This window comes from Kitasatospora atroaurantiaca (genome assembly GCF_007828955.1).
GTDB classification, from domain to species: Bacteria; Actinomycetota; Actinomycetes; order Streptomycetales; family Streptomycetaceae; genus Kitasatospora; species Kitasatospora atroaurantiaca.
Genome location: NZ_VIVR01000001.1, coordinates 6,646,631 through 6,669,241 on the forward strand (window position 1 = coordinate 6,646,631; position 22,611 = coordinate 6,669,241).

Annotated in this window: 26 protein-coding genes and 2 pseudogenes; 9 read left to right on the forward strand and 19 right to left on the reverse strand. The window is 71.6% G+C overall.

Annotated features, from left to right (window positions below):
* Positions 1-116 precede the first annotated feature (116 nt).
* Entirely contained in the window at positions 117-1,115 is a 999-nt protein-coding gene (locus tag FB465_RS29825; protein WP_145795533.1) for a phospholipase D-like domain-containing protein, read from the reverse strand.
* 309 nt (positions 1,116-1,424) lie between these two features.
* Here FB465_RS29825 and FB465_RS29830 point away from each other — a divergent pair, with 309 nt between their 5' ends.
* Positions 1,425-1,850, forward strand: a complete 426-nt coding sequence (locus tag FB465_RS29830) for a phosphatase domain-containing protein (RefSeq protein WP_145795534.1) — start codon at positions 1,425-1,427, stop codon at positions 1,848-1,850.
* An 87-nt stretch (positions 1,851-1,937) separates the two neighbouring features.
* Here the strand turns inward: FB465_RS29830 and FB465_RS29835 are convergent, their stop codons facing one another.
* From FB465_RS29835 to FB465_RS36040, 5 genes and pseudogenes are all read right to left on the reverse strand, one after another.
* Positions 1,938-2,381: a VOC family protein gene (locus FB465_RS29835; protein ID WP_246192917.1), complete on the reverse strand. Its 444-nt coding sequence runs from the start codon at positions 2,379-2,381 to the stop codon at positions 1,938-1,940.
* Positions 2,382-2,427: 46 nt separating this feature from the next.
* Entirely contained in the window at positions 2,428-2,628 is a 201-nt protein-coding gene (locus FB465_RS29840) for a transposase family protein (protein WP_145795536.1), read from the reverse strand.
* Between the two features lie 25 nt (positions 2,629-2,653).
* A pseudogene (locus tag FB465_RS38000) lies at positions 2,654-2,740 on the reverse strand (IS5/IS1182 family transposase); the annotation flags it as partial.
* Positions 2,741-2,823: 83 nt separating this feature from the next.
* Positions 2,824-3,972 carry a nucleotide disphospho-sugar-binding domain-containing protein gene (locus FB465_RS29845; RefSeq protein ID WP_145795538.1) on the reverse strand — a complete coding sequence of 383 codons (1,149 nt, stop codon included), beginning with the start codon at positions 3,970-3,972 and terminating at the stop codon, positions 2,824-2,826.
* 33 nt (positions 3,973-4,005) lie between these two features.
* Positions 4,006-4,167 carry a hypothetical protein gene (locus FB465_RS36040; RefSeq protein WP_170290720.1) on the reverse strand — a complete coding sequence of 54 codons (162 nt, stop codon included), beginning with the start codon at positions 4,165-4,167 and terminating at the stop codon, positions 4,006-4,008.
* A gap of 490 nt (positions 4,168-4,657) precedes the next feature.
* On the opposite strand from FB465_RS36040, the pseudogene FB465_RS38005 reads away from it, so the two are divergent.
* Positions 4,658-4,789, forward strand: a pseudogene (locus FB465_RS38005) (IS5/IS1182 family transposase); the annotation flags it as partial.
* Between the two features lie 198 nt (positions 4,790-4,987).
* Here the strand turns inward: FB465_RS38005 and FB465_RS29850 are convergent.
* Positions 4,988-5,857 carry a 3-hydroxybutyryl-CoA dehydrogenase gene (locus FB465_RS29850; protein WP_145795540.1) on the reverse strand — a complete coding sequence of 290 codons (870 nt, stop codon included), beginning with the start codon at positions 5,855-5,857 and terminating at the stop codon, positions 4,988-4,990.
* Positions 5,858-6,090: 233 nt separating this feature from the next.
* Here FB465_RS29850 and FB465_RS29855 point away from each other — a divergent pair, with 233 nt between their 5' ends.
* Complete coding sequence (locus tag FB465_RS29855; RefSeq protein WP_145795542.1) at positions 6,091-6,909, forward strand: SDR family NAD(P)-dependent oxidoreductase; 819 nt, start codon at positions 6,091-6,093, stop codon at positions 6,907-6,909.
* A 25-nt stretch (positions 6,910-6,934) separates the two neighbouring features.
* Here the strand turns inward: FB465_RS29855 and FB465_RS29860 are convergent, their stop codons facing one another.
* From FB465_RS29860 to FB465_RS29875, 4 genes are read right to left on the reverse strand one after another with little or no spacing between them, the layout of a single operon-like run.
* A complete protein-coding gene (locus FB465_RS29860; protein WP_145795544.1) occupies positions 6,935-7,930 on the reverse strand; it encodes a ketopantoate reductase family protein in 996 nt (331 codons plus the stop codon).
* Positions 7,931-7,987: 57 nt separating this feature from the next.
* Complete coding sequence (locus FB465_RS29865) at positions 7,988-8,878, reverse strand: polysaccharide deacetylase family protein (protein ID WP_145795546.1); 891 nt, start codon at positions 8,876-8,878, stop codon at positions 7,988-7,990.
* Between the two features lie 55 nt (positions 8,879-8,933).
* Entirely contained in the window at positions 8,934-9,746 is an 813-nt protein-coding gene (locus FB465_RS29870) for an alpha/beta fold hydrolase (protein WP_145795548.1), read from the reverse strand.
* Positions 9,739-10,602 carry an arylamine N-acetyltransferase family protein gene (locus FB465_RS29875; RefSeq protein WP_211785885.1) on the reverse strand — a complete coding sequence of 288 codons (864 nt, stop codon included), beginning with the start codon at positions 10,600-10,602 and terminating at the stop codon, positions 9,739-9,741. Before FB465_RS29875 ends, FB465_RS29870 begins: the two co-directional genes overlap by 8 nt.
* A 92-nt stretch (positions 10,603-10,694) precedes the next feature.
* Between FB465_RS29875 and FB465_RS29880 the strand changes: the two genes are divergently transcribed.
* Positions 10,695-10,895, forward strand: a complete 201-nt coding sequence (locus FB465_RS29880) for a phosphotransferase-like protein (RefSeq protein WP_246192919.1) — start codon at positions 10,695-10,697, stop codon at positions 10,893-10,895.
* Here the strand turns inward: FB465_RS29880 and FB465_RS29885 are convergent.
* Positions 10,801-11,760, reverse strand: a complete 960-nt coding sequence (locus FB465_RS29885) for a DMT family transporter (RefSeq protein ID WP_145795552.1) — start codon at positions 11,758-11,760, stop codon at positions 10,801-10,803. The two genes, FB465_RS29880 and FB465_RS29885, sit on opposite strands and share 95 nt — an antisense overlap.
* Before the next feature lie 67 nt (positions 11,761-11,827).
* Here FB465_RS29885 and pdxR point away from each other — a divergent pair, with 67 nt between their 5' ends.
* The gene (pdxR, locus tag FB465_RS29890; protein ID WP_170290721.1) at positions 11,828-13,288 is read left to right on the forward strand and encodes a MocR-like pyridoxine biosynthesis transcription factor PdxR; all 1,461 of its coding nucleotides are present in this window, start codon (positions 11,828-11,830) and stop codon (positions 13,286-13,288) included.
* Here pdxR and FB465_RS29895 read toward each other — a convergent pair.
* Entirely contained in the window at positions 13,216-13,728 is a 513-nt protein-coding gene (locus FB465_RS29895) for a GNAT family N-acetyltransferase (protein ID WP_145795556.1), read from the reverse strand. The genes pdxR and FB465_RS29895 overlap by 73 nt on opposite strands.
* Before the next feature lie 52 nt (positions 13,729-13,780).
* The gene (locus FB465_RS29900; RefSeq protein WP_145795558.1) at positions 13,781-14,413 is read right to left on the reverse strand and encodes an MFS transporter; all 633 of its coding nucleotides are present in this window, start codon (positions 14,411-14,413) and stop codon (positions 13,781-13,783) included.
* Between the two features lie 196 nt (positions 14,414-14,609).
* Here FB465_RS29900 and FB465_RS29905 point away from each other — a divergent pair, with 196 nt between their 5' ends.
* A complete protein-coding gene (locus tag FB465_RS29905; protein WP_425461223.1) occupies positions 14,610-15,569 on the forward strand; it encodes an endonuclease/exonuclease/phosphatase family protein in 960 nt (319 codons plus the stop codon).
* Positions 15,570-15,572: 3 nt separating this feature from the next.
* Here FB465_RS29905 and FB465_RS29910 read toward each other — a convergent pair whose 3' ends face one another.
* Both FB465_RS29910 and FB465_RS29915 read right to left on the reverse strand, forming a co-directional pair.
* A complete protein-coding gene (locus FB465_RS29910) occupies positions 15,573-15,977 on the reverse strand; it encodes a VOC family protein (RefSeq protein ID WP_145795560.1) in 405 nt (134 codons plus the stop codon).
* A 137-nt stretch (positions 15,978-16,114) separates the two neighbouring features.
* Positions 16,115-16,642 (reverse strand): GNAT family N-acetyltransferase, encoded by a 528-nt coding sequence (locus tag FB465_RS29915; RefSeq protein WP_145795562.1) that lies wholly within the window; start codon positions 16,640-16,642, stop codon positions 16,115-16,117.
* A 199-nt stretch (positions 16,643-16,841) separates the two neighbouring features.
* On the opposite strand from FB465_RS29915, the gene FB465_RS29920 reads away from it, so the two are divergent.
* Together FB465_RS29920 and FB465_RS29925 are read left to right on the forward strand one after the other, a co-directional pair.
* Positions 16,842-17,996, forward strand: a complete 1,155-nt coding sequence (locus FB465_RS29920) for a methyltransferase (RefSeq protein ID WP_211785886.1) — start codon at positions 16,842-16,844, stop codon at positions 17,994-17,996.
* 89 nt (positions 17,997-18,085) lie between these two features.
* Positions 18,086-18,499, forward strand: a complete 414-nt coding sequence (locus FB465_RS29925) for a hypothetical protein (RefSeq protein WP_145795566.1) — start codon at positions 18,086-18,088, stop codon at positions 18,497-18,499.
* A gap of 88 nt (positions 18,500-18,587) precedes the next feature.
* Here FB465_RS29925 and FB465_RS29930 read toward each other — a convergent pair whose 3' ends face one another.
* The 3 genes from FB465_RS29930 to FB465_RS29940 all read right to left on the reverse strand — a co-directional run bounded on the left by FB465_RS29930 (position 18,588) and on the right by FB465_RS29940 (position 21,479).
* A complete protein-coding gene (locus FB465_RS29930; protein ID WP_145795568.1) occupies positions 18,588-19,427 on the reverse strand; it encodes a pentapeptide repeat-containing protein in 840 nt (279 codons plus the stop codon).
* 123 nt (positions 19,428-19,550) lie between these two features.
* On the reverse strand, positions 19,551-20,291 hold the full coding sequence (locus FB465_RS29935; RefSeq protein ID WP_145795570.1) for a Type 1 glutamine amidotransferase-like domain-containing protein: 741 nt from the start codon (positions 20,289-20,291) through the stop codon (positions 19,551-19,553).
* A 3-nt stretch (positions 20,292-20,294) separates the two neighbouring features.
* Positions 20,295-21,479: an MFS transporter gene (locus FB465_RS29940; protein ID WP_145795571.1), complete on the reverse strand. Its 1,185-nt coding sequence runs from the start codon at positions 21,477-21,479 to the stop codon at positions 20,295-20,297.
* Between the two features lie 60 nt (positions 21,480-21,539).
* Here FB465_RS29940 and FB465_RS29945 point away from each other — a divergent pair, with 60 nt between their 5' ends.
* Complete coding sequence (locus FB465_RS29945; protein WP_145795573.1) at positions 21,540-22,511, forward strand: ArsR/SmtB family transcription factor; 972 nt, start codon at positions 21,540-21,542, stop codon at positions 22,509-22,511.
* Positions 22,512-22,611: the final 100 nt, after the last annotated feature.

Consider the following 22,611-nt stretch of genomic DNA (forward strand, 5'->3'; position numbering starts at 1 on the left):
CTGAGAATGATCCGCAGCTCTTAAACGTGCTGGCGCGAGCAATTGGGTGGCAAACGAGGGGCCCGGGAGCTGGATACGTCTCCCGGGCCCCGTCACCGTTTTCGGGCCTGCTCTTCTCAGTAGGCCGTGCCGTTGGCGAAGTCCGTGGCGAAGGTGGACTCGATGCCGTTCAGGACGCCCGAGTCGCTGATGATCAGGCCGAGTTCGCGGTTGTGGTTGAGCGAGTTGTCGGAGAAGTTCTCCGAGCCGGCGAAGACCTTGGCGGTCGCGGTGCCGTGGTCGGCGACGATGGTCTTGGCGTGGATGTAGAGCCCGCCGGTCGAGGAGTACGTCACGACCGAGCCGCCGGCCGCGACCACCTGGTCGAAGTAACTCCCGTAGCTGTCCGGGTACATGCCCACCACCCGGACCGCCACGCCACGGTTCTCCGCCGCGACGATGGCGTTCACCAGCGCGGCGTCGCCGAACTCCAGCTGCTCCAGGTCGAGGGAGTGCTGAGCGCCGTTGATCAGCGCCAGCAGCCGGCTCTGCGAGTCGGTCGGCGACCAGACCAGGTTGTCGCCGTCGGACGGCGTGATCGAGGTCTTGGCGTAATCGGCGTTGAAGACCTGCTCGATCGCGGCCACGTCGTTGGCATCGGTGTCGAAGACGCCGAAGTCCCGGCCGGTCGAGTAGTAGGTCGCATCCAGATTTCCGGTCAGGATCAGCGACTTGGCCGCGTCCACCGTGATCGTCTTCTGGTGGGTGTACACGAATGCCGAGGAGGAGTAGGTCACTCCGGCGCCGGCGGCCTTGAGCGTGGAGTAGGCCGAGCCGTTGATGGAGGTGTGCTTCGCGTCCAGGATCACCCGGACCTTCACGCCCGCCTTCTGACGGTTCACCAGTGCGGTGACGGCGCTGCTGTCGCGGAGCTCGTAGATCGTCACATCCACCGACGTGGTGGCGGAGTTGATGAAGTCGTAGACGGCGCTGTGGCTCTGGTCGGGGAAGGTGACGAGCGAGTACGTGCCGGTGGCGGCCTGGACGGGGGAGGCACCTGTCAGCAGGGATATCGCGGCGAGCAGCAGGGCGCCGGCAGCGGCGGCCGCCCGGTGGGCATGACGAAACCTGGGCATGCGTAACTCCGGGTCTGAGTAAGGGTGTTGGAACCCGAGACACTCGGGTGCGCGGTGCCCAGTCATGATGGGCCCGCCCCGGTTTACGCGGGTAGACCCGGGAGGTTAATTTCTGGCGGCACAACGACAACCCCGCCGGTGCCAAGCCGCCCCGGGATCAGCGTCGGTGTCGTGCCGTCAGTTCTCTTCTGTCGGTGCCTCTCGGTGCAGACTCATCGGACCGCCTCGGCTCTGGCCGGGGACGACAAGGTCTGGCGGTACGAGGCCTGACGGCGGCGGGTTCCGCGCCCCGGCAACTACGGTGGGCGGGTGACCGAAACCTGGAACGCTACTGACACCGGTGTTCTGCGCCTGCCCTCCGGGCGCCTGGTCCGGGGTCGCGCGCTTCGCCGACCGCTTCCGCCCGGCCCGACGCCCACCTTCGCCGTCCATCTGCTCGGCAAGCAGCCTCCGGCGGTCCCCTGGGAGGTCCGGTGGCTGCGATGGCCGGACTTCTGGCTGCCCAGCAGCCACGCGCAGGCTCAGGGCATCCTCGGCGAGGCGTGGGCTCGGGCAGCCGTCGAACGCGTCGAGATCGCCTGCGGCGGAGGCCGTGGCCGAACCGGCACAGCCCTGGCCTGCCTCGCCGTCCTGGACGGAGTACCGGCCGGCGAGGCAGTGGACTTCGTCCGCCGGAACTACGACACCCGGGCCGTCGAAACCCCCTGGCAGAAGCGTTACGTCCTTCGCTTCTGATCCGGTGGCTCTGCTCGGACGGTTGACCCGGTCACCGACGCGTCGTCGGTGACCCGGCCATCCAGGATTCCCCGGCGCCGGGGTGCCTCACAGATCGGTCGCCCGCTCGTGGCGGGGCTCGTACATTCCCACCTCGCCACCGCCCGGCAGGCGGAGCCTGGTCAGCCGTCCCCAGCGTGCGTCAGTGACCGGCTGCGTGAATTCCACTCCCTTCGCAGCCAGGCTCTTCATGGTTGCGTCGACGTCGTCGCACATCAGATAGAGCTCCTGCGACTCCGGGCCGTCCGTGGGATGCACGGCGACCTCGGTCGGCGGAAGCTTGAAGATCAGCCAGCCGCCTCCCGCATCGACATGCGGATACTCCAGCACATCCCTGAAGAAGGCCCTGTCCGCTTCCGCGTCACGGCTGTAGATGACGACGTGCCCACCATTGATCATGCGGCCAGGGTAAATCCCGACATGGACAGCGCCGTGATGCGACGTCATGCCGAGTGTTGCGGACCAGCCGGGTCGATCATTGAGCAGGGCCACCAGAAAACCGAGGGGCGACCAAGGGCTCGACCATCCAGTGGGCCTTTCAGAGTTGAAGCTCGAGGGTGAGGACGGCCTTGGCTGCTGACGTCAGCCAGTTCGGGCTGCATCGGGCGTGACGGAAGATCCGCCGGCGCTTGAGAGTGGCCGCGCCGCGTTCGACGGGGTAGCGGAGTCGGGCGTGGGCCCGGTCCGGCGATCTCTGCCCGGCGCTGAGGTCCTTGCGGGGCACGCGCCTGGCCGGCACGGCGAACTTTCCGCCCGCGCCGGTGACGGTCGCCCTCGCGGGTGACGATGAGCATGGTGACCCACTCGACGAGCGGGTGCGGCAGATCCAGTGCGGCAGGATGGATGACCAACGAGGCTCCCTGGCTGGCTGGTTGAGACGTGAGACATCTCGCTCAAGCGCCCGGGAGCCTCGTTCGTTCTCCCCTCATACCGGCTACCAGGCCGTCACCCGATCCGAGCCCACCCTGAAAGAGCTCAGTGATTCGAAGTTCGCAACCAGGTCGGCAGGGGACGGGAGGGCGTCGATCTCCGCCTTCATGGCCGCGGCCGACTTCCGCAAGGCATCGTCCGTGACCAGCCGGTCGAGCAGGGCGGTGTCGACGGCGTCCAGGCTGGAGGTCAGTGCGAAGCCGTTGGCCTGGCCGGCGGCGGCGTTGGCGAAGTTGTCGGCGCCCTGGGGGAGGATCAGCTGGGGGACGCCCAGCGCGGCGGCGGTCATCATGCTGCCCGAGCCGCCGTGGTGGACGACGCCGTCGCTGGCTTGGAGCAGCTGGCTCAGCGGCACCCATGGCAGCGACCGGACGTTGCCGGGCAGCGTACCGAGCGGCGTGAGATCCTCGTCGCCGACGGCGAGCAGGATCTCGGCGTCCAGCGCCCCCGCCTGCTCGATCAGGCGGGAGATGGGCACGATGCCCTCCCACTCGGTGAACACCGTGCCCAGCGTCACCGCGATCCGCGGCCTGGTGCCGCGCCCGATCAGGTCGGCGGGGATCGTCCCGCCGCCGTTGTACGGCACGTACCTCACGCGCCAGCCCCCGCCGTCCCCGCCGAGCGAAGCCGGCACGACGTCCAGGACGGTGGACGGAGCGGTCGCCTCAACCCCGTGTGCGCGGTAGTCGTCGGCGAGCAGTCGGCGCAGGCGAGCGGCCACCCCGCCCGAGGTCACCCCGAAGTTGTGCGCCACGGCAGGTATGCCGAGCTTGGCGGCCACCAGCGGCGCGGCGCCCTGGAAGGACTCGTGCACGATGATGTCCGGTCGCCAGCCCTCCGCGACCTTCAGCAGGCCGTCGATGGTCGACCGGCCGAGCTCGGCGAAACCGAGGGCGCTCAGTTCATTCGTCTGCTCCTCCGTCCGCTCCTGGTCGGCGAAACGGACGTCCTTCGGGAGGGCGCGGGCGAAGGCCTCCCTGAGGGTGCTGCCGTCGCCGACCTCGACGACGGGCAGTCCGGTGTTGCGCAGGCTCGCGATCGGGGGCTGACCGGCGAACAGGACGTCGTGGCCGGCCGCCCGCAGGGCCAGCGCGGTGGGGATCACGGGGAAGATGTGGCCGACCGCCCCGGGGGCGGTGAACAGGACTCGCACAGTGGTCCTCCTGATGCAAATGGTTGCTCTTGGTCAGACGTGCTCGAGGTGCTGGGAGGTGAGACCGTCCGCGGCCGGCTGGCCGGGAGATCCGGCCTTCCGTCCACCGGTCTCCGCCGCGTGCGGGATGTCATGCGTGCTGCTCCGTGCCGCGCGCAGGACATCCGGGTCCACCTTGATGTCGGCTGTGGCCACGTCGCCCCTGTTGAGCCGGTGGCCGCCCCCCGGCGGTCACTGTGCGGAGAGCCTGTCACGGCCCATCCTGACCAGGCACTTGTATTTTTTGACAGATGTTCACCTTATGGACGGTCGGCTTTCTTTTTGCTTGATATGGGTCGTGTCCCTTGAAATGCTGTCGTGTCTGTGTCCTAACGGTCATGCGGTGGGCGGCAGTTAGACGTGAGCCTGCTTGCCTGGGTGGAGCTGATCCCTGCCACTCTCGCACTGGTAGCGGCGGGAGAAGGCGGTCCAGTCGTCGCGCAGCTCGAAGGGCGCCAACGGGACGCCGTCTTGATGTGGCGACGAATCAGTGAGCTCTCAGGGTGGGCTCGGATCGGGTGACGGCCGGGTAGTCGGTATGACATGGCGTACGCCGGCGCGGGCGGAACGTTCGCCGTGCCGGCCAGGCGCGTGCCCCGCAAGGACCTCAGCGCCGGGCAGAGATCGCCGGACCGGGCCCACGCCCGGACTCCGCTACCCCGTCGAACGCGGCGTGGCCACTCTCAAGCGCCGGCGGATCTTCCGTCACGCCCGATGCAGCCCGAACTGGCTGACGTCAGCAGCCAAGGCCGTCCTCGCCCTCGGGCTTCAACTCTGAAACTGGGCGACTGTGGCACTCGGAGTCGTCAAATTCCCGAGACGTGCCGGTACCCACGCGAGAAATGGATCCCTACGTATGCTCTGCCGGCGGCCAGTCGATGGCACGTCAGAACGGCCCGGTCCAGTACCTCGCGGTCTGGGCCGGGCCGTTCTGCCTGTGGCGTGGCGTCAGGGAGTGATCCCGGGAATGGGAAGGTCAGGCGCTCGCGGTGTAGTCGTAGAAGCCGCGGCCGGACTTGCGGCCCAGCAGGCCCGCGTCGACCATCCGGGAGAGCAGCGGGGGAGCGGCGTACAGCGGCTCCTTGTACTCGTCGTACATCGACTCGGCGATGGACACGATGGTGTCCAGGCCGATCAGGTCGCACAGCCGCAGCGGACCCATCGGGTGGGCGCAGCCCGCCTCCATGCCCTTGTCGATGTCGGAGGCGGTGGCCACGCCCGACTCGAACATCCGGACGGCGGAGAGCAGGTAGGGCACCAGCAGGGCGTTCACCACGAAGCCGGCCCGGTCGCGGGCGCGGATCGGCTCCTTGCCGAGCACCTGCACGGCAAAGGCCTCGACGCGCGCGGTGGTCTCGGCGGAGGTGGTGAGGGTCGGGATGACCTCGACCAGCTTCTGGATCGGTGCCGGGTTGAAGAAGTGCAGGCCGATCACCTGCTCCGGACGGGAGGTGGCGGCGGCCAGCTTCACGATCGGGATGGAGGAGGTGTTGGAGGCCAGGATGGCGTCCCGGCGCTCGATGACCTGGTCCAGGGTCTGGAAGATCTTGATCTTGATGTCTTCGCGCTCGGCCACCGCCTCGACCACCAGGTCGCGGTCGGCGAAGTCGGCCAGCTCGGTGGTGAAGGAGATCCGGCCGAGCGCCTCGTCGCGCTGCTCCTGGGTCAGCTTGCCGCGGCTGACGGCCGTGTCGAGGGAGTTGGTCAGCCGGGTGCGGCCGAACTCGAGGGCCTCGCCGGTGGCCTCGGAGACCAGGACGTCCAGCCCGGAGCGGGCGAAGACCTCAGCGATGCCCGACCCCATGAGGCCGCAGCCGACTACTCCGACGCGCGCGATGTCACTCACTCAGTTGCCCTTCACGGTGGTGCTGGGGGTGCCCAGCCGGGTGCGTACGGCTGCGCGCGCGGTGTCGTGGCCATGCGCGCCGCCCCGACGACGTTACTACTCCGAACGTGCAGGCTGTTCGCCCGGACCTCGGCTGGGCCGATCGGATGAGATGGATCACGTTCGCCCGTGTGGTCGATCCGTGCCCGGTGACCTGCCCGAAAGAATGCGGAGCAACCGAGGAGGGAGCACGGATGCCGACGGGATCGCTCGTAGGACAGGTCGCGCTGGTCACCGGAGCGGGCCGGGGCATCGGCCGGGAGATCGCCATCGGCCTGGCTGCCGAGGGCATGGCGGTCGGCCTGCTCGGGCGCACGCACGACACGCTGATCGAGACCCTCAAGCAGTGCGTACGCCACGGTGCCCGCGGTGTTGCCGTGACCGCCGACGTCACCCGGCCGGGCGCCGTCCGGGAGGCCGTCCGCTCGGTCGAGCGCGACCTCGGGCCGGTCGACTTCCTGGTCAACAACGCGGGCCAGGTGGACCGCGCCGAGGTACCCCTCTGGGAGGCGGACGCCAACCAGTGGTGGCAGGTCGTGGAGACCAACCTGCGCGGCCCGTTCAACCTGATGCGCAGCGTGCTCCCCGGCATGGTCCAGCGCCGCAGCGGCCGGGTGCTCAACCTCAACTCCGGCTTCGCGCTCCGCCCGGACGGGAACTACACCGCGTACGCCACCTCCAAGGGCGCGCTGCTGCAGCTCTCGGACAACATCGCCGACTCGCTCGCCGCCCACCACGTGGTGGTGCTCGACATCAGCCCCGGCGCATGTGCGACCGACATGACGGCCGGGATGCCGATGTTCGCCGAAACGAAGGAGTGGGCGAGCATCCCCTACATGGTCGCCGTCGCCGTGGACACCGCCCGCGGCCGCTTCGACGCCCTGCACGGGCGATTCATCCACGCGGGCCGGGACAACCTGGAACACCTGGTCGCCGAGGCGGACGCCATCCGCGAGGCGGACGCGCGCACCCTGCGGCTGCGGCCGTACGGCGACGACGACCCCATGGCCTGAGGCCCTCGCCTGGGCTGAGAGCAGCTCAGCCCCCGAGCAGGGCGGCCAGCTCGGCCTCCGGCAGGCTGCCCGCCGGCCGCCCCGTACGCGCGAACTCGTTCGCCCACCGCTGCAGGGCCTCGTTCACCGGAGTCGGCACGCCGTGCAGGCGGCCCAGCAGCACCACCTCACCGTTGAGGTGATCCGCCTCGATCGAGCCGGTGCCGCGGACCAGGCTCTGGGTGGACGAGCTCCCGGTGCGCTCCTGGCCCTCCAGAGGCACCAGCTCGACCCGGGAACCGCGGGCCTCGCGCTGCTCCCGCGTGCCGACGTACGGGATGCCCGCGGCCTGCAGGACCGCCTCGCACTCGGCCTGGGCGCGCTCGTACAGCGCCAGGCGCAGCTCGCCGTCGATCGGACCGGCGACCGCCTCCAGCGCGTTGCCCACGTTGCCGAGCAGCTTGCCGTACTTCCAGCGCATCACGTCGTCGGTGACGGGCGCCGCGAAGACCGACTTCTCGAGGTCGGCCGAGATCTGCTCGACGGTCTCGTCGCGGCCCGACGGGTAGCAGCCGAGGTGCAGGATGCCGCTCAGCGGGGCGCCGGCGGCGGACACCCGGCCGGGCTCGAGGTGCGTTGCGGGCATCCAGACGCACATGCCGTAGACGTGCCGGAACCGCCGCAGGGCGAGCCGCTCGTTCTCCACGCCGTTCTGTGCGCAGACCAGCGGCAGCAGCTCCCCGGCCGTGCCGCCGCCCGCCACCGGAAGCGCGGCCCATTCGGCGAGCAGCGCCTCGGAGTGCTGGGTCTTGACCGCGAGCACCAGGACGTCGCCGTGGCGCAGCTCGACGGAGCCGGAGCCCTCCGCCGTCGGGACCGGCAGCGTCCGTACGCCCTCCGGGGTGGAGAAGCGCAGCCCGCCGGTTCTCAGCGCCGTGCCGTGCGCGCCGCGTGCGATCAGGAGAACCTCGTGCCCGCTCTCGAACAGCCGCGCGCCGATCGTTCCGCCGATCGCCCCTGCCCCGATGATGATGTAGCGCATGAGCCAGAGCATGGCACGCCCCGCTCCGCACCGGACAGCGGCTTGTGCCGAGAGAGGTTATGCGCAGAGCTGACTGGCGGTCACCGCGCGGAGGCCGAGCTGCGACAGCCCGTCCAGGACGCCCGGCAGCGCGTCCGCCGTGCCGCGGTGGCCCATGTGCAGCGCGACGACCGAGCCGCCGCTCACCGCCTTGAGCACCCGACGCTGCACCACCTCCGCGCCGGGATCGGTGTAGTCGCGCGGGTCGACGTCGAAGGAGAGGCAGTGCTGGTAGCCGACCAGCCGGGCCTGCTCGCGCACCATCGGGGTGGCGTACTGCGCGGCCGAGGGCCGGAACCAGCGCCCGATCGAGCCCGTCAGCCGTTGCAGCCGCTCGGCGCACTGGGCGATCTCCGCACGGGCCCGGTCGGCGGGCATCGCGGAGATGTCGAGGTGGTTCTGGGTGTGGTTGCCGAGCTCGTGGCCGCCGTCCAGGATCCGCCGGGCGATCTCGGGATGCTGGTCCAGCCAGCTGCCCACGGCCAGCACGGTCAGCCGGGCGCCGTGCTGCTCGGCGGCCACCAGGACCGCCGTGGCCAGTGCCGGGTCGCCCTGGCCGTGGAAGGTCAGGGCCACCTCGCGGCGGTCGCGCGGACCGTTCACCACCTCGTCCGGGGTACCGGCCGCCAGCGGCGGCGAGGCCGTCGCCCCGGTTGCCGCGGACGGCGAGGCGGACGTGGGAGCGGCACCGGCCGGCGGGCTCGGTGCGGCGGGCGTGGGGGGCAGGCCGGCCGCGACGGGCCCGACGGTACTGAGGTGCGACGGCTGGACCCGGGCGGCGAACGACACCGGCTCCTGGGCGGTCTTCTCAGCGGTGTCGGCGCAGGCGGAGGAGGCCAGGGCCCCGGTCGCGGTCAGAGCGGCGAGTCGGGCCGTGGAACGCAGCACGGTACGTCGGTCGACAGTCATTGCCTGACAGCCTAGACAGGGCGCAACGGCCAGGCGATTCGAGACCACTCACGGGTTACCGACCCTCCTGCTCCGCTCGGCCCAGCGCGTCGGAGACGGCCCGGGCGAAGGCGTCCGGGTTGTCCAGCATGATGTTGTGACCGCAGTCCGGGATCGGCACCATGCGTACCCCGGCCTCCAGGAGCCCCGCCGTACCCGGGAACGTGCCGTCGGCCGCCGGGTACAGGAAGGTGCGGGGGATCTTCAGGTCGAGCAGCAGCTCGCGCATGGTCGGCACGGTGGCCCGGGTGAGGTGGACGGCGCTGCGGTGCAGGGCCTCCAGGCCCGCCAGCCGCATGGTCGACCACCATGGGGCGCCGACCGCCGCGCGGACCTGCTCCCAGTCGCCGGCGAGGAAGGACTCCTCGGTGAAGCTCGCGATCCCGCTGCTCCCGGCCCCGGGCGGGCCGGGCTCCGGAATCGGGTCGAGATTGGCGTCCACCAGGACCAGCTCGGACACCAGGTGCGGGTGCCGTGCGGCGAGCACGACGGCGATCGAGCCGCCCATGCTGTGGCCGATCACCTCGGCGCCCTCGGCACCGCCGGCGGTGAGCGCCTCGGCCAGCGCGTCGGCGTGCGACTCGAGGGTGTAGTCGAAGTCTGTGGGGCGGTCACTGAGACCGAAGCCGAGCAGGTCGACCAGGAGTGACCTCCGCCCGGCGAGCAAGGGGTGCAGGGCGGCCTCGGTGAAGTACGCGGGCGAGCTCACCCCGAGCCCGTGCACGTACACCCGCGCGGGCCGTTGGCCGGGGCCCTGGGTGGGCCCGGTGCCGGGGAGTTCGACCCAGCGGATGACATCGCCGTTCGGGGTGACCGGTGCGCTACGCATGCTGCGGCAGCTCTTCCTTCCATGCCAGGTGGGCGGCGGCGGTCCGCCGCCAGAGGGCTTCCCGCTCGGCCGGGCCGACATCCGGCAGGGCCAGCCCGAAGGTGTCGCGCAGAACCGCGAACCACTCCGCCGAGTTGGTGAGTTCGCGCTTGTACCGGCCGGTGCCGTCCGTCCGGACCAGCACGCAGCCGCGCAGGGCGTCGATGCTGTCGGCGTCCCGCCGGAACGCGCAGGGGAAGCGGGCGAACTGCGAGTCCGGGGAGGTCGAGAGCCAGTCGTGCTGCTCGGTGAAGTCGGCGGGCCCGGCGGGCTCGGGCCGGAAGTCCATCCCGGGGAAGCCGCCCTGAGGGTCGTTGTCGAGCCGCCATCCGCCCGGTTCGGCCGTCGACGGCACGAGCCCGAAGGTGAACGGCCCCTGCCGGTACGTCCCTTCGCGCAGCGGCAGCGGCTCGTGCAGGCCCTCACCGAGCCCGACGTCGACGAACCAGGCCTCGCCCTCGCAGTCCACCGTCAGCGCCAGGTGGTTGCCGTTGGCCCCGGCAGGCGTCGCGGCGTCCACCTGCACCCCGCCGACGTGCCAACGGACTTGGTAGCCGAGTGCGTCGAGCAGCGTCGCGAAGGCGCCGTTGAGGTGGAAGCAGTAGCCGCCGCGCCCCCGCAGGATGCGGTCGATCGACTCCTGCGGGGAGACCGTGGTCGGCCGCGCCAGGAGGATCTCCAGGGTCTCGTACGGTATGCGCTCGACGTGGGCCCGTGCAGCGCGCGCAGCGCCGCCACCGACGGCTCCCCGGGATCGGGCACACCGAGGCGCCGCAGATACCGGTCGACCACCGTGGCATTCAACATGCCTGCACACTAACCGGGATGACTGCCGACGAGGTGTTGCTCTGTCAGGTTCACCATCCTCTCCCCGGCCCGGCATCCGCTTCAGTGATCCTTGACCGGATCATGCCCGGCCTGGCGGCGTTCCAGGTCGAGCGGGTGCACGCCCACGGCGTCTACGACGTCGAGGTCGACACCGGCACCACTAGCGCCGAGGACCGCGCGCTGCTCGTCAAGGAGTACCTGGGCCGGCGGACGGCACCGGCCGCCTTCGATCGGCTGCGGCAGCAGGCCTCCGCCGACCCGGCAGGCCGCGGGACGCCGTGACCCCGGGGGCGACCCCGAGGCACACGCCGAGACCGACCAGCAGGGTGCCGAGCAGCTCGCCCGGGTGGAGCGCCCCGGCGCCGACCGCGGCTCCGGACAGGGCGGCGGTCACCGGGATCAACCCCGCGAACAGTCCCGCGCGTTCGGCACCGAGCCGGCCCAATGCCGCGTACCAGAGCAGGAACGCGATGACGGTCAGGACAGTCCCGAGGTAGAGGAGCGCGCCCAGCTCCGCGCCGCTCGGCCGGCGCAGGAGGGCGGAGCCGTCCACGGCCAGCCCCGCGAGCGCGAACATCGGGACCGCGAGCACCGTGACGTACGCCGAGACCCGGACCGGACCGAGCCGGGGGAGGAGCGGCAGGGCGACCAGTGAGAACGCCGCCTCGCAGGCGAGCGTCCCCAGCGCGTACGCGAACCCGGCCGGACCGCCCGAGCTGAAGCCCTGGGTGACGGCCGCCCCGGCGACCACCACGCCGGCCGCCGCGACCAGGCGCAGCCGAGGGCGGCGCCGCTCCAACAGCGGCCCGAGCACGGTGAGCAGCAGCGGGGTGCAGCCCACCACGCTGCCCACCGCCGCCGGATCGGTGTCGCGCAGGGCCTGGACCAGCAGCACGTTGAACGCGAACAGCCCCGTCCCGGCCAGCACCACCAGCCGGCCCAGCTCCGAGGCGCTCAACCGAGGGGTGAGCCGCCCGGCCCGCAGGGCGATGGGCACCAGGATCAGGGCGGCGAGCAGGTACCGGGCGGCCTGGCCGCCGAGCAGTGGATAGTCGGTGAGAGCGGCGGTGGCCCCGGTCGAGCAGCCCAGCAGGGTCATGGCGGTCGCGGCGCGCAGACTGCCCGAGGCGGTGTCGGAGATCGGCATGTCTGCCACGCTAGGAGCGAGGTGGTCCTCGATACAGGTCCACTCGGAGCCCGGCCGGGAGGACCACTTGCGCGATCTGCTGATCACCGTCGATCACGGCTCCGGCGACCTGACCGGGCAGCTCACCAGGGCGCTGCGGGAGGCCGTCCGCGACGGCCGCCTCGGCGCCGGGGTCCGGCTCCCGGCCACCCGTACGCTCGCAACCGACCTCGGCGTCTCGCGCGGGGTCGCGGTCGAGGCGTACGCCCAACTCGTGGCCGAGGGCTATCTGGTGAGCCGCCACGGCTCGGGCACCCGGGTCGCGTCCGGCATCGCCGCGCCGGGCTCGGCCACGCCACCGGCTCCGCCGGAGCCCGCGATCGCGTACGACCTCAAGCCGGGCACCCCGGACCTCGCGGCGTTCCCACGGACCGCCTGGCTGGCGGCCACCCGGCGCGCGCTCGCCGAGGCCCAGCACACCCACCTCGGCTACGGCGACCCCGCCGGTTCGCCGCAGCTGCGCGCCGAACTCGCCTCCTACCTCGGCCGGGTGCGGGCCGCGGCCGTCGATCCCTCGGAGGTGATGGTGGTCAGCGGCGTCTCGCAGAGCCTCGCCCTGCTCACCGGGGTCCTGGCAGCGCGGGGACACCGGCGGCTGGCGGTCGAGGACCCGTCCTCGCCCGGCGCCCTGGAACTGCTGCGGGCCCACGGGTTCGAGCCGGTGGGCGTCCCGGTGGACGACGAGGGCATCGTCGTGGCCGCCCTCGCCGCGAGCGGCGCGAGCGTCGTCCTGGTCAGCCCTGCTCACCAGTACCCGACGGGCGTGGTGCTCTCCCCGGCGCGCCGGGCCGCGCTGGTGGCATGGGCGCGCGACACGGGCGGCGTGGTGCTGGAGGACGACTACGACGCCGAGTTCCGGTACGACCGCGAGCCGGTCGGCTGCCTGCAGGGCCTCGCCCGCGACCGGGTGGTTCATCTCGGCTCGCTGAGCAAGTCGCTGGCCCCGGGGCTGCGCCTCGGCTGGGCCGTCGTACCCGCCTGGCTGACGGCGGACTTCCGCGAGGCCAAGCGGTACGCCGACCTCGGCACCGGGGTGCTCGACCAGCTGGCCTTCGCCGGGCTGCTGGCCGACGGCGCGTACGACCGGCACCTGCGGGCGGTGCGGGCCCGGTACCGCAGCCGCCGGGACGCGCTGGTCGGCGCGCTCCACCGGACGCTGCCCACGGCCACGGTGCGCGGTGTCGCCGCCGGGCTGCACCTCTACCTCGACCTCCCGGCGGGCGTCCCGGAGGCGGCCGTGGTCTCCGCCGCCGCTGCCCGCCGGCTGCGGGTCGAGCCGGTGGCCGGCATGCGGCTCAGCCCGGGCGGCCCCGCGCTGACCCTCGGTTACGCGGGTCTGCCGGAGCGGCGGCTGGTACGGGCTGCGGAACTGCTCGCCGAGTCGGTGGCGGCCTCGGTCGGGAATCAGGCCCGGGGTCAGGTCAGGTCGTCGGCCAGCAGGTCCATCAACAGGCCGTCGTGCCAGGACCCGTCGGGCCCGCGCTCGTAGTCGCGCATCACGCCGACCGGCCGGAAGCCGACCTTGGCGTAGCACCGGATCGCGGCGGCGTTGTCGGCCGCCGGATCGATCACCAGGCGGTGGAAGCGATGGTCGGTGACCAGATGACGCGCGAGCGTCCGGACGGCGTCGGTGCCCAGACCCCGGCCGTGAACGGCCGGATCCAGGTAGATGTCGATGCCCGCGTGCCGGTAGTCCGGCTCGGTCTCGGCATGCCACTGGATGGCGCCGACCACCCGCCCGCCGTACTCGATCGCCAACGTCGAAGTACCGGGCTCGGCCAGGCCGTCCGCCACCTCGGCCGTCAGATCCTCGCCTCCGCGCCAGCGCGCGTACACCTCCGGCGCAGCTCGGATCCCGGCCAGCACCGGGACGTCCTCACCGGTGGCCGGTCGCAGGGTGACGGCCGTGCCGTGCAGCGTCGTCTCCATGACCCCGGACGCTACCAGCGCATCCCCCGGCCACGCTTCACTCTGCGGGTGCTCAGTCGAACAGTCCGTTAAGGGCGACGTAGAGCACGACCCGCTCGTCCGAGGCCGTGACCCCTATGCACAGGTCGCGCCGATCCAGCAGCCATCCGTTGGGGCGGCAGGTCTCGTGCGGACGGCCGAGGGCGTGAACGATCCCGTCGGGGGAGAGCCCGGTCGTACTGCCGATCACCAGCGTGCGGTAGCAGTTGCTGGTCCCGCAGCCGCTGTTCTGCGAGACCACCGTGAGGCCGGGCGGCAGCTTGGGGACGTCACGGGCGGACGGCGGTTCGGACGGCTCCGCGAGCATGAGCACGTACAGTGCGCAGCCGCAGAGGGTCAGGGCCAGCTGGGCCACCAGCAGGCCGACGGCGCCGCTCCTCCGGTGGACCCACCGGCCCTGGCCTGGGCCTTCCTGGTGTCGTTCGAGGAGGACCCCGAAGCCGATCAGCAGCCCCGTCACCGGCACGTAGACGGCATGGGCGTCGGCCCGGCTCGCGGACACCCAGCCGTGCTGCACCGCGACCAGCAGACCCGCGCAGGCCAACAGCGCCACGCCGACCACGGGACCGGCCTGCCGGGTCCGCGCCACCATCGCCCAGGCGATCAGCGGAACGGCTGCGAAGAGCAGGCCCAGCGCGCTCCACATGTGACGAGACCTCCAGCGATTGACGACGGCAGCAGGTCTTGGGACGCCGCGCGGCCGTCGTCCGGTTCCCCGAAGCTGACGCGGGCTCAGAACTTGGCTGAGGCCGGCGGTTGCGGGCAGGTGCCGGCCCGCAACCACCGGGCGTTCGGCGGCGTCCCCTCCCCGGTAGGCAGATGGTCTTACGGGGGGACGGTCAGTGGTGGTGGAGCAGTCGGACGGTCCTGCGGCACCGCGACGACCGGGACGGGCCGTCGCGGCGATGGCCGTACTGGTCTCCGTGCTCCTGGCGTTCCACAGCGCCGTGCCCAATATGGCGGCCCATCTCGGCAGCCTGCTCGAGGCATTCCTGCCCTGGGTCGGCCTGGCCGTTCCCGTGCTGCTGATCCCGGCGCTGCTGCGCCGTTCGGCCCTGGCGCTGGGCGCCCTCGCGTTGCCCGCAGCCACCTGGCTGGTCCTCTTCGGCGGGCAGCTCCTGCCCGCCCATCGCGGAGCGGCACACGACCTGACGGTGGTTCAGCACAACATCAGCGACGAGAACCCCGACCCCGCCGGATCCGCCCGGTCCCTGGCCCGGACCGGCGCCGACCTCCTCGCACTCGAGGAGCTGATACCTGCTGCACTGCCCGCCTACGAGGCCGTCCTCACCCCCGTGTACCCCTATCACGCAGTCGTCGGCACCGTCGGCCTCTGGTCCAAGTACCCCCTGGTGGACTCCCGTCCGGTCGACATCAAGCCGAAGGATCTCGAGGCCGACTGGAATCGCGGGCTGCGCTCCACCCTGCGGACCCCGCACGGCGACACAGCGGTGTACGTGGCCCACCTCCCGTCGGTCCGGATCGGGGTTCGCGGCTTCAGCTCGGGCCGCCGGGATGAGAGTGCGGTCGCGTTGGGCGCAGCTCTGGCCGCCGAGCCGCTGGAGCGGGTCATCCTGCTGGGCGACTTCAACAGCACCCTCGACGATCGCGGCCTCGCCCCCGTCACCTCCCGGATGACGCCCGCGGAGTCGGGCTTTGGCTTCAGCTGGCCGGCCGCCTTCCCCCTGGCCCGGATCGACCACATCATGACCCGCGCGGCGACGCCCACCGACACCTGGACGCTCCCCGCGACCGGCAGTGACCACCTCCCGATCGCGGCGAGCATCAAACTCTCGCCCTGAGGTTCAGCTGCCGGCCGGGCACTCCTGAACGGTCCAGCTGTTGCCGTCGGGGTCGCTGAAGAAGAGGAACGAGTTCCAGTCCCCACCCCGGCCCTCGACCTGCACGCCGTTGTCGAAGTGCTGGACCTTGCTGACGTCCACGCCCCGTTCGACCAGTTCGGCCCGTGCCGCGTCGATGTCGGACACCACCAGCTGCAGGCCCTTCACCGAGCCCGGCACACCTTCGGCGACCCCGGTGCCGAGCACGATCGAGCAGGCAGACCCTCGTGGTGTCAGCTGCACGACGCGGATCTCGTCGCCGATCCGGGTGTCGTGGTCGACCACGAACCCGACCTGCTCGCCGTAGAAGAGCTTCGCCCGGTCCACGTCCGCCACGGGAACCACCACCACTTCGAGCTTCCAGTCCACGCCGCACCGTCCTTCCGCACCGTTGGTCCCTGATACGCCTTCGGCCAGTATCGGCCGCAGAGCACGGCCGTGGCCATCGCCACACAGCGAAGGCCTGACGGCGTGTCACATCACCTGTTCTCTCTGCGAGGGCGGCCTCAGATGACCGCCGTGAGGTCCAGGCGCCAGTCGTTGCAGCGCATGGAGGTGCCCGGCGGGTACTCGAAGTCGCACTCGGAGAGGAAGGAGAAGCCGGCCTTGCGGCAGATCGCGTTCGACGGGGGGTTGTCGAGGGACGGGAACGCGTGCAGGTACCGGTGCTTGCCCTCCGCCGCGGCGCAGCGGACGGCCGCCGCGACGGCCGCGGCCGCGATGCCCCGCCCCTGGAACTGCGGAAGGACTCCCCAGCCGGTCTCGTACACGGTCTCGCCCCGCCAGACCCGCTCCCAGTACCCGACGCTGCCGACCTCCTCGCGCTCCGGCAGCAGGACGACGCGGAACATCCGGCCCGTCCCCGAGCCGGCGATCGCGAGGTACCGCTGGTGGCGGGCGAGGATCTGCTCCTCGGTCTCCGGACCTCCGAGGTGTTCCGTCATCTCCGGTGCGTTGAGGCGCCGCAGCAGATCGAGGGCGTGGTCCGCCCAGGGCTCGATCCGTACCTGCGGCCCGCCGGCCCACTCAGCCACCTCGACCACTCCTGTCCACGGTCGTCACCTGCAGCCGCCTCGGCTCGGACGGCTCCGTCCCGTGCATCCCATCACCCGGGTCCGACAACGGCCGACTCCTGCGGCTTCCCGGCTTCCGCCGCGACCCGGTCCGACCCTCGCCCGACGCGTTCGGCGCGATTGCCCGGCAGGCCGGGGACTCGGTTAGCCTGAGGGCACAATGAACCGTTTGACGACGTCATGGGGCGAGTTCGACCTCACCCGCTTCCCCGAGGACCCCCGCGACCAGCTCCGCGCCTGGGACGCCGCCGACGAGTACCTGCTGCGGCACCTCGCGGGAATCGACGCAGAGCCGACGGACCTGTCCGGCACCGTGGTCGTGGTGGGCGACCGCTGGGGTGCGCTGGTCACCGCGCTCGCCGCCCACCGCCCCGTACAGATCACCGACTCGTTCCTCGGCCAGGAGGCGGCCCGGGCGAACCTGGCGCGCAGCGGGGCCGCCCCGGACGCCGTACGACTCCTGTCGACCCGGGACACGCCGCCCGACCGGATCGACGTGCTGCTGATCCGCGTACCCAAGAGCCTCGCGCTCCTGGAGGACCAGCTGCACCGCCTCGCACCCCGCATCCACGCCGGCACCGTCGTCGTCGGCACGGGCATGGTCACCGAGATCCACACCTCGACGCTGAAGCTCTTCGAGCAGATCCTCGGACCGACCCGGACGTCCCTGGCGGCGAAGAAGGCCCGGCTCATCTTCTGCTCGCCCGACCCGACGCTCGCCCGAGCCGCGAGTCCGTGGCCGGTCCGCTACGCTCTGCCCGCCGACGTCGGCGCTGTCTCGGGGCTGACCGTCACCAACCACGCGGGGATCTTCTGCGCCGAACGCCTGGACATCGGCACCAGGTTCTTCCTGCGCAACCTGCCCAAGCGCCACGGCCCCGAGCGCGTCGTGGACCTCGGCTGCGGGAACGGCGTGGTCGGGACGGCGGCAGCGCTGGCCAACCCGGAGGCCGAGGTGCTGTTCGTCGACGAGTCCTACCAGGCGGTGGCCTCGGCGGAAGCCACCTTCAGGGCCAACGCCGGTGCGGGAGCCGTCGCAGAGTTCCGGGTCGGCGACGGCCTCGCGGGCGTACCGGCCGGGACGGTGGACCTGGTGCTCAACAACCCGCCCTTCCACACCCACCAGGCGACGACCGACGCGACGGCCTGGCGCATGTTCACCGGTGCGCGCAACGCGCTGCGCGCCGGAGGCGAGCTCTGGGTCATCGGAAACCGCCACCTCGGCTACCACGTGAAGCTGCGCCGGCTCTTCGGGAACTGCGAGGTCGTCACCAGCGACCCGAAGTTCGTCATCCTGCGGACCGTCAAGAACTGACGGCCTCTCCGGCGCCGTTCACGAAACGGCTGCAACGTGGTGGGCCGCCCACCGCGTTTCCGGCGCCGGCCGACATCCTGGCCAAGGCCGTGACGATGCTGCCCACAGGGGTGAAGACCGGCGACCAGGGTGGCCAGCACGGGCGGGGGCAGGCGCACCTGCCGGTCACCGTCGACGGGCGGACCAGCATGCTGTCCGTCACGGTCTCCCTGCCGTCGGAGATGAACCGCAGCGCGAGGAAGAACTTCGACGCGGGGCCCGAGGCGGAGTCGAACGAGCACCTCCCGGACGGCACCCTGGTGATCATCCGGGAGAGCGGTGCCACGAAGTCCGGGGGCGGTCCTGCGGTCTCCTGGAATGTCGAGGCCTTCCACCCCGACGGCACCCGGGTGACGGTCGCCGAGTGGAACGGCGAGAACGGCTATACGTTCCGTCCAGACACTCCGGCGCTGACGACCGACCAGCTGAAGGCCATCGCCGTCGACCCGGCCTGGCGCCCCTGACCGGCGGCCGGGGATCCGGGGTTCCCGGCCGCCTCACACCCTGCCGGACGGCCGAACGCCGCGCCGCTCTACCGTGACCGCTGCGTCTCTACCGTGACCACTGCGTCGGGCGGTTCAGCGAGCGCGGCACCTTCGTTCCGGCGTCGCCCTTCGCGGAGTTGAGCTGGGGCTGGGTGAGGAAGATGCTGTCGGTGAGGTCGGCGCCCGAGAGGTCGGCATCTCTGAGATCGGCTCCGATGAGGTCGGCGAACCTCAGGTCGGCGCCCGTGAGGTCGGCGGCGATGAGGTACGCCCCTCGCAGGTTGGCGCCTCTGAGGTCGGCGCCCTTCAGCTTGGCCCCGATGAGGTCGGCGCCTCGGCGGTCCTGCTTCTTGCGACGGGTCCCGGCGCGTACGAGCTCGCTCGTACGGAGCAGCAGGGCGTTGACCGTCTGCCGGTGGGCCGCCACGTCCAGTTCCCGGAGGGTCTCGGGGTCGAGGCGGGTGAGACGTTCGGTCTCGTCGAGTACGAGGCGGATGTCACCGTGGATCGGGCGGGCCTGCAGCAGGGTCAGGGCCTCGGTCAGGTACCAGAGCAGCTCGTGGAGCTGCCGCACGATCGGGAACACGTCGAACATCTGCTGCGCGGTCCCGGGAGCCTGCCGCCAGTCCTGCCCGCCGAAGGTGAGCTGGGAGACCTTCTGACCGGCGCCGAAACAGTCGTAGACGGTGCAGCCGGGAAAGCCCTGCTGCCTGAGGCGGGTGTGGATGCCACAGCGGAAGTCCGCCTGCAGACTGGAGCAGGCCTTCCCGGCGGGCTTGTTGACCGCGAAGTCCGCGGAGGCCGAGAACGGCAGTGCGACGCAGCAGAGCCCGAAGCAGCTCGCGCAGTCACCCTGGAGGCCGTCACGGGCCCGGTCGAGCTCCGCGTTCTCGTGTATCTCGGTCACTGCGCGTGGGTCCTCTTGCACTGTTGTTCTCGGGCGGATGCCGTCCGCCGGTGGCCGGTCCGGGCCCGAGTGGAGCCCGGGGCGCCTGCGATGGTCCAGTCAATTTACCTGTTCAGCGTGCCGCTAGTGGCGGGGTACAGGCAGCCGGCGGGGCTCAAGGCGTTGCTCGACGGCCGAGTCGCCCTCCCGTACGACGACGTAGGCGCCCTTTCCTGCCGTCTCCGTGACGGCTTCGACCAGCTCGGTTCCGCGGTAGACCAGGCCCACCCCGTCATCGGTGCAGTGCGTGACGGGCAAGGTCCCGTCCGCGACGAGCCGGTGGACCAGCGGGCGGCGCCCTTTGTCACTGTCGTAGTGGACACCGTTGCCGTAGGGCAGCAGGCCGAGTGCGTTGGTGAGCGGCCGCAGTTCCGGTCCGAAGGAGTCCGTGGGGCCGCCCTGGAACCAGCAGATCGATCCCGCGCTGACTCCGCTGAGCACGACACCGGCCTCCCAGGCGCTTCGGAGGATCGTGTCCAGCCCGTGAACGCGCCACACGGCCAGCAGGTTCGCCACCGAGCCGCCCATGACCCAGACGACGTCCTGATCGAGGACGGCGCCTTCGATGTCCTTGAGGTTCGGCATGGGGAAGAGGTGAAGCGGCGTCAGATCGAACCCGGCGACCCGAGCGGCCTCGGCCATGCGTGCGGTGAAGTGCTCGGCGTCGCCGATCGCCGTGCCGACGTACATCACGCGAGGACGTCGTCCGTGGACCCCTGACAGGTCGACCGCGTGATGCACGAGAGCGTCGAAGGTCACCCTGGTACGGTCCCCGACGCGGTGACCACCTGAAGTGGCAAGGATGGTGGGCTCTGACGCGGTCATGGCTCACGACCTTACCGAGCCCACCGGTGCGCGGGTGGGCCGCAGTCCGGGTGCGAGCACGAGGGTGACCGCGACGGAGGCCGTCGCCATCACGGCCATCGCCGTCGTCGCCGACGAGCGCTGGGCGACTGCGCCCGCGAGTGCGGCGCCGATCCCCTGCATGGTCAGCATGCCGGCGGAGTGCAGCCCGAGGGCCTGCCCGCGTACGTCGGTCGGCGTCAGCGCCACCAGGCGTTCCTGGAGGAGCAGGCTTGCCGAGTACCCGACCGAGGCGAGCACGACGACGGCCGCCGCGAGGGGCAGCCCCGGGCGCAGCGCGAAGGCCAGGTACGGTGCGGCGAGCAGCAGTTGCAGCGGGAGGCCGATCCGGGCCCGCCACCGCTGAGGGACGAACCGGCCGGTCGCCGTGTCACCGATGAGCATGCCGCACGCGGCGACGGCGAAGAGGAGCCCCGGGTTCCCGGGTGCGTACGGGATGAAGAGCGACTCGCAGCCGACGATGAGTCCGTTGGGCACCCACAGGGCGAGGAAGACGTAGCGGCGGGGCGTGGCGGACCACAGCAGTGCATTGGTCCGCCAGGTCACGGCCACCGACGGCCGTCCGACGGTGCGCGGGGAACGGCGGCTCAGGCCGAGCCGGGCGGTGACCGCCGCGAGGAGGTGGAGGCCGGCGGCGGCCAGCAGGGTGCCGCGCGGCGACAGCGTGGTCACGAGTACGCCGCCGATGGCGAACCCGCAGATCTGCATGGTGCCGGAGGTCATGTTGAGCACGGATCTGCCGAGCAGGTAGCCCTCCTCGGAGAGGAGCTCGGTGAGGAGGCCGTAGCGCACCCCGCCACCCACCGAGGCGACCAGCCCCAGGCTCAGGACGACGGCGAAGACGGCCCACAGCGGCAGGCCGGGAACGGCCAGGACGGCGGTGCCGAGGCCGAAGGCCAGCGCCATCCCGCTCATGGCCGCGCGCGGCGGCAGCCGGTCGGCCGCCGACAGCAGTGCCACCGCGCCGATCACCTGGGCGAAGGACGAACCGAACATGCTGAGCGCCGACAGCAGCGGCGAGCCGGTGGCCGCGTAGACGAGCGTGCCCAGGGCCAGGCCGCTCACCGTCTGGGCCGCCACCTGCCCGGCGCAGGTCAGGAAGAGCGGCATGAACTCCGGTGTCCGGAAGAGTTCTTGGTAGGTGCGCATCGCCCAAGGCTCCGTGGCGCCGCCACCGGGGCGTTACTGTTTCGCGGGGAGGCGAAACGAATGGGCTGGTGGCAGGTCAACGCGGACACGCTCGCGGGGAGCCGGTTCGTCATCTCCCCGCTGGCCGAGGTCACCGCGAGCCTGCAGACCCTGGATCGGGGAACGGCCGCGCACCCGGGCGAGCGCGCCTGGCTCGACGTCCACCGAAGCGCCTACCGGGAGCGGCTGGCCGGGGACCCGGTCACCGCGCTTCTCGTACGGACCGGCCTCGGGCGCGGCTGGAACGCCGACTTCCTCACCCCGACGCCTACGGGCGAGGGGGAGCGGTCCTTCGAGCAGGAGTTGGCGCGGATCCGCGAGACGCCGGCCGAGGCCGCCCGCGCGGACCTGACCGTGTCCCTGGGCGGCCCGCTCCCCGCCCGACTGCGCAGGTCGGATCTGCCGGAACGCGCCGCCGACATCCTGGAGTGGGTGTGGACGGAATCGGTGCTCCCCTCCTGGCCTCGGCGTCGGCGGATCCTCGAGGCCGACGTCATCGCGCGTACGGCGCAGGTGAGCCAGGGCGGTTGGGCCGCGGCCCTGGAGGACATGCGCCCGGGGATGCGCTGGCTGGGGGAGAGCCGGCTGCAGATCAACGCGTACGACTACCCGCCGCGGGAGCTCTCCGGGGCCCAGCTGATGTTCGTCCCCGTCACACCCCGCCGGGGCTGGGTCTCCTGGGAAGCGTCGCACCGCTACGCCGTGGTCTACCCGTGCTCGGGCGTGCTCTCCGAGCCGGTCCCGGCCTCGGTGCCCGAGGCCCTCGGCCGCCTGCTCGGGCCCGCGCGGGCGGGCGTACTCGTCCTGCTCGGCAGCCCGAAGAGCACGACGCAGCTGGTGGCGCTGACCGGCCAAGGGCTGGGGTCGGTGGGCCGCCACCTCAAGGTCCTGCTCGACGCCCGCCTGGTCGGACGGCGGCGCGCCGGAAAGTCGGTGCTCTACTACCGAACGGCCGCCGGGGACGTCCTGGTGGCGGCGCAGGCCCAGGAGTGAAGCCTGACTGTGGGCGATGCAGGTCTGCGCGGCGGTGCGACCGGGCGACTCGGCTGGCGCGTCCGAGCGCCCTTGTCGGTGGTGCCGGTTAGCGTCGGAT

Bases quoted from the DNA above. Each gene is read 5' to 3' on its own strand.
- FB465_RS29935 (WP_145795570.1), bottom strand. From the start codon at position 20,291: ATGACCGCGTCAGAGCCCACCATCCTTGCCACTTCAGGTGGTCACCGC.
- FB465_RS29945 (WP_145795573.1), top strand. From the start codon at position 21,540: ATGGGCTGGTGGCAGGTCAACGCGGACACGCTCGCGGGGAGCCGGTTC.
- FB465_RS29865 (WP_145795546.1), bottom strand. From the start codon at position 8,878: ATGACTGTCGACCGACGTACCGTGCTGCGTTCCACGGCCCGACTCGCC.
- FB465_RS29860 (WP_145795544.1), bottom strand. From the start codon at position 7,930: ATGCGCTACATCATCATCGGGGCAGGGGCGATCGGCGGAACGATCGGC.
- FB465_RS29885 (WP_145795552.1), bottom strand. From the start codon at position 11,760: ATGCCGATCTCCGACACCGCCTCGGGCAGTCTGCGCGCCGCGACCGCC.
- FB465_RS29880 (WP_246192919.1), top strand. From the start codon at position 10,695: ATGCCCGGCCTGGCGGCGTTCCAGGTCGAGCGGGTGCACGCCCACGGC.
- FB465_RS29900 (WP_145795558.1), bottom strand. From the start codon at position 14,413: ATGTGGAGCGCGCTGGGCCTGCTCTTCGCAGCCGTTCCGCTGATCGCC.
- FB465_RS29895 (WP_145795556.1), bottom strand. From the start codon at position 13,728: ATGGAGACGACGCTGCACGGCACGGCCGTCACCCTGCGACCGGCCACC.
- FB465_RS29920 (WP_211785886.1), top strand. From the start codon at position 16,842: ATGAACCGTTTGACGACGTCATGGGGCGAGTTCGACCTCACCCGCTTC.
- FB465_RS29825 (WP_145795533.1), bottom strand. From the start codon at position 1,115: ATGCCCAGGTTTCGTCATGCCCACCGGGCGGCCGCCGCTGCCGGCGCC.
- FB465_RS29855 (WP_145795542.1), top strand. From the start codon at position 6,091: ATGCCGACGGGATCGCTCGTAGGACAGGTCGCGCTGGTCACCGGAGCG.
- FB465_RS29940 (WP_145795571.1), bottom strand. From the start codon at position 21,479: ATGCGCACCTACCAAGAACTCTTCCGGACACCGGAGTTCATGCCGCTC.
- FB465_RS29870 (WP_145795548.1), bottom strand. From the start codon at position 9,746: ATGCGTAGCGCACCGGTCACCCCGAACGGCGATGTCATCCGCTGGGTC.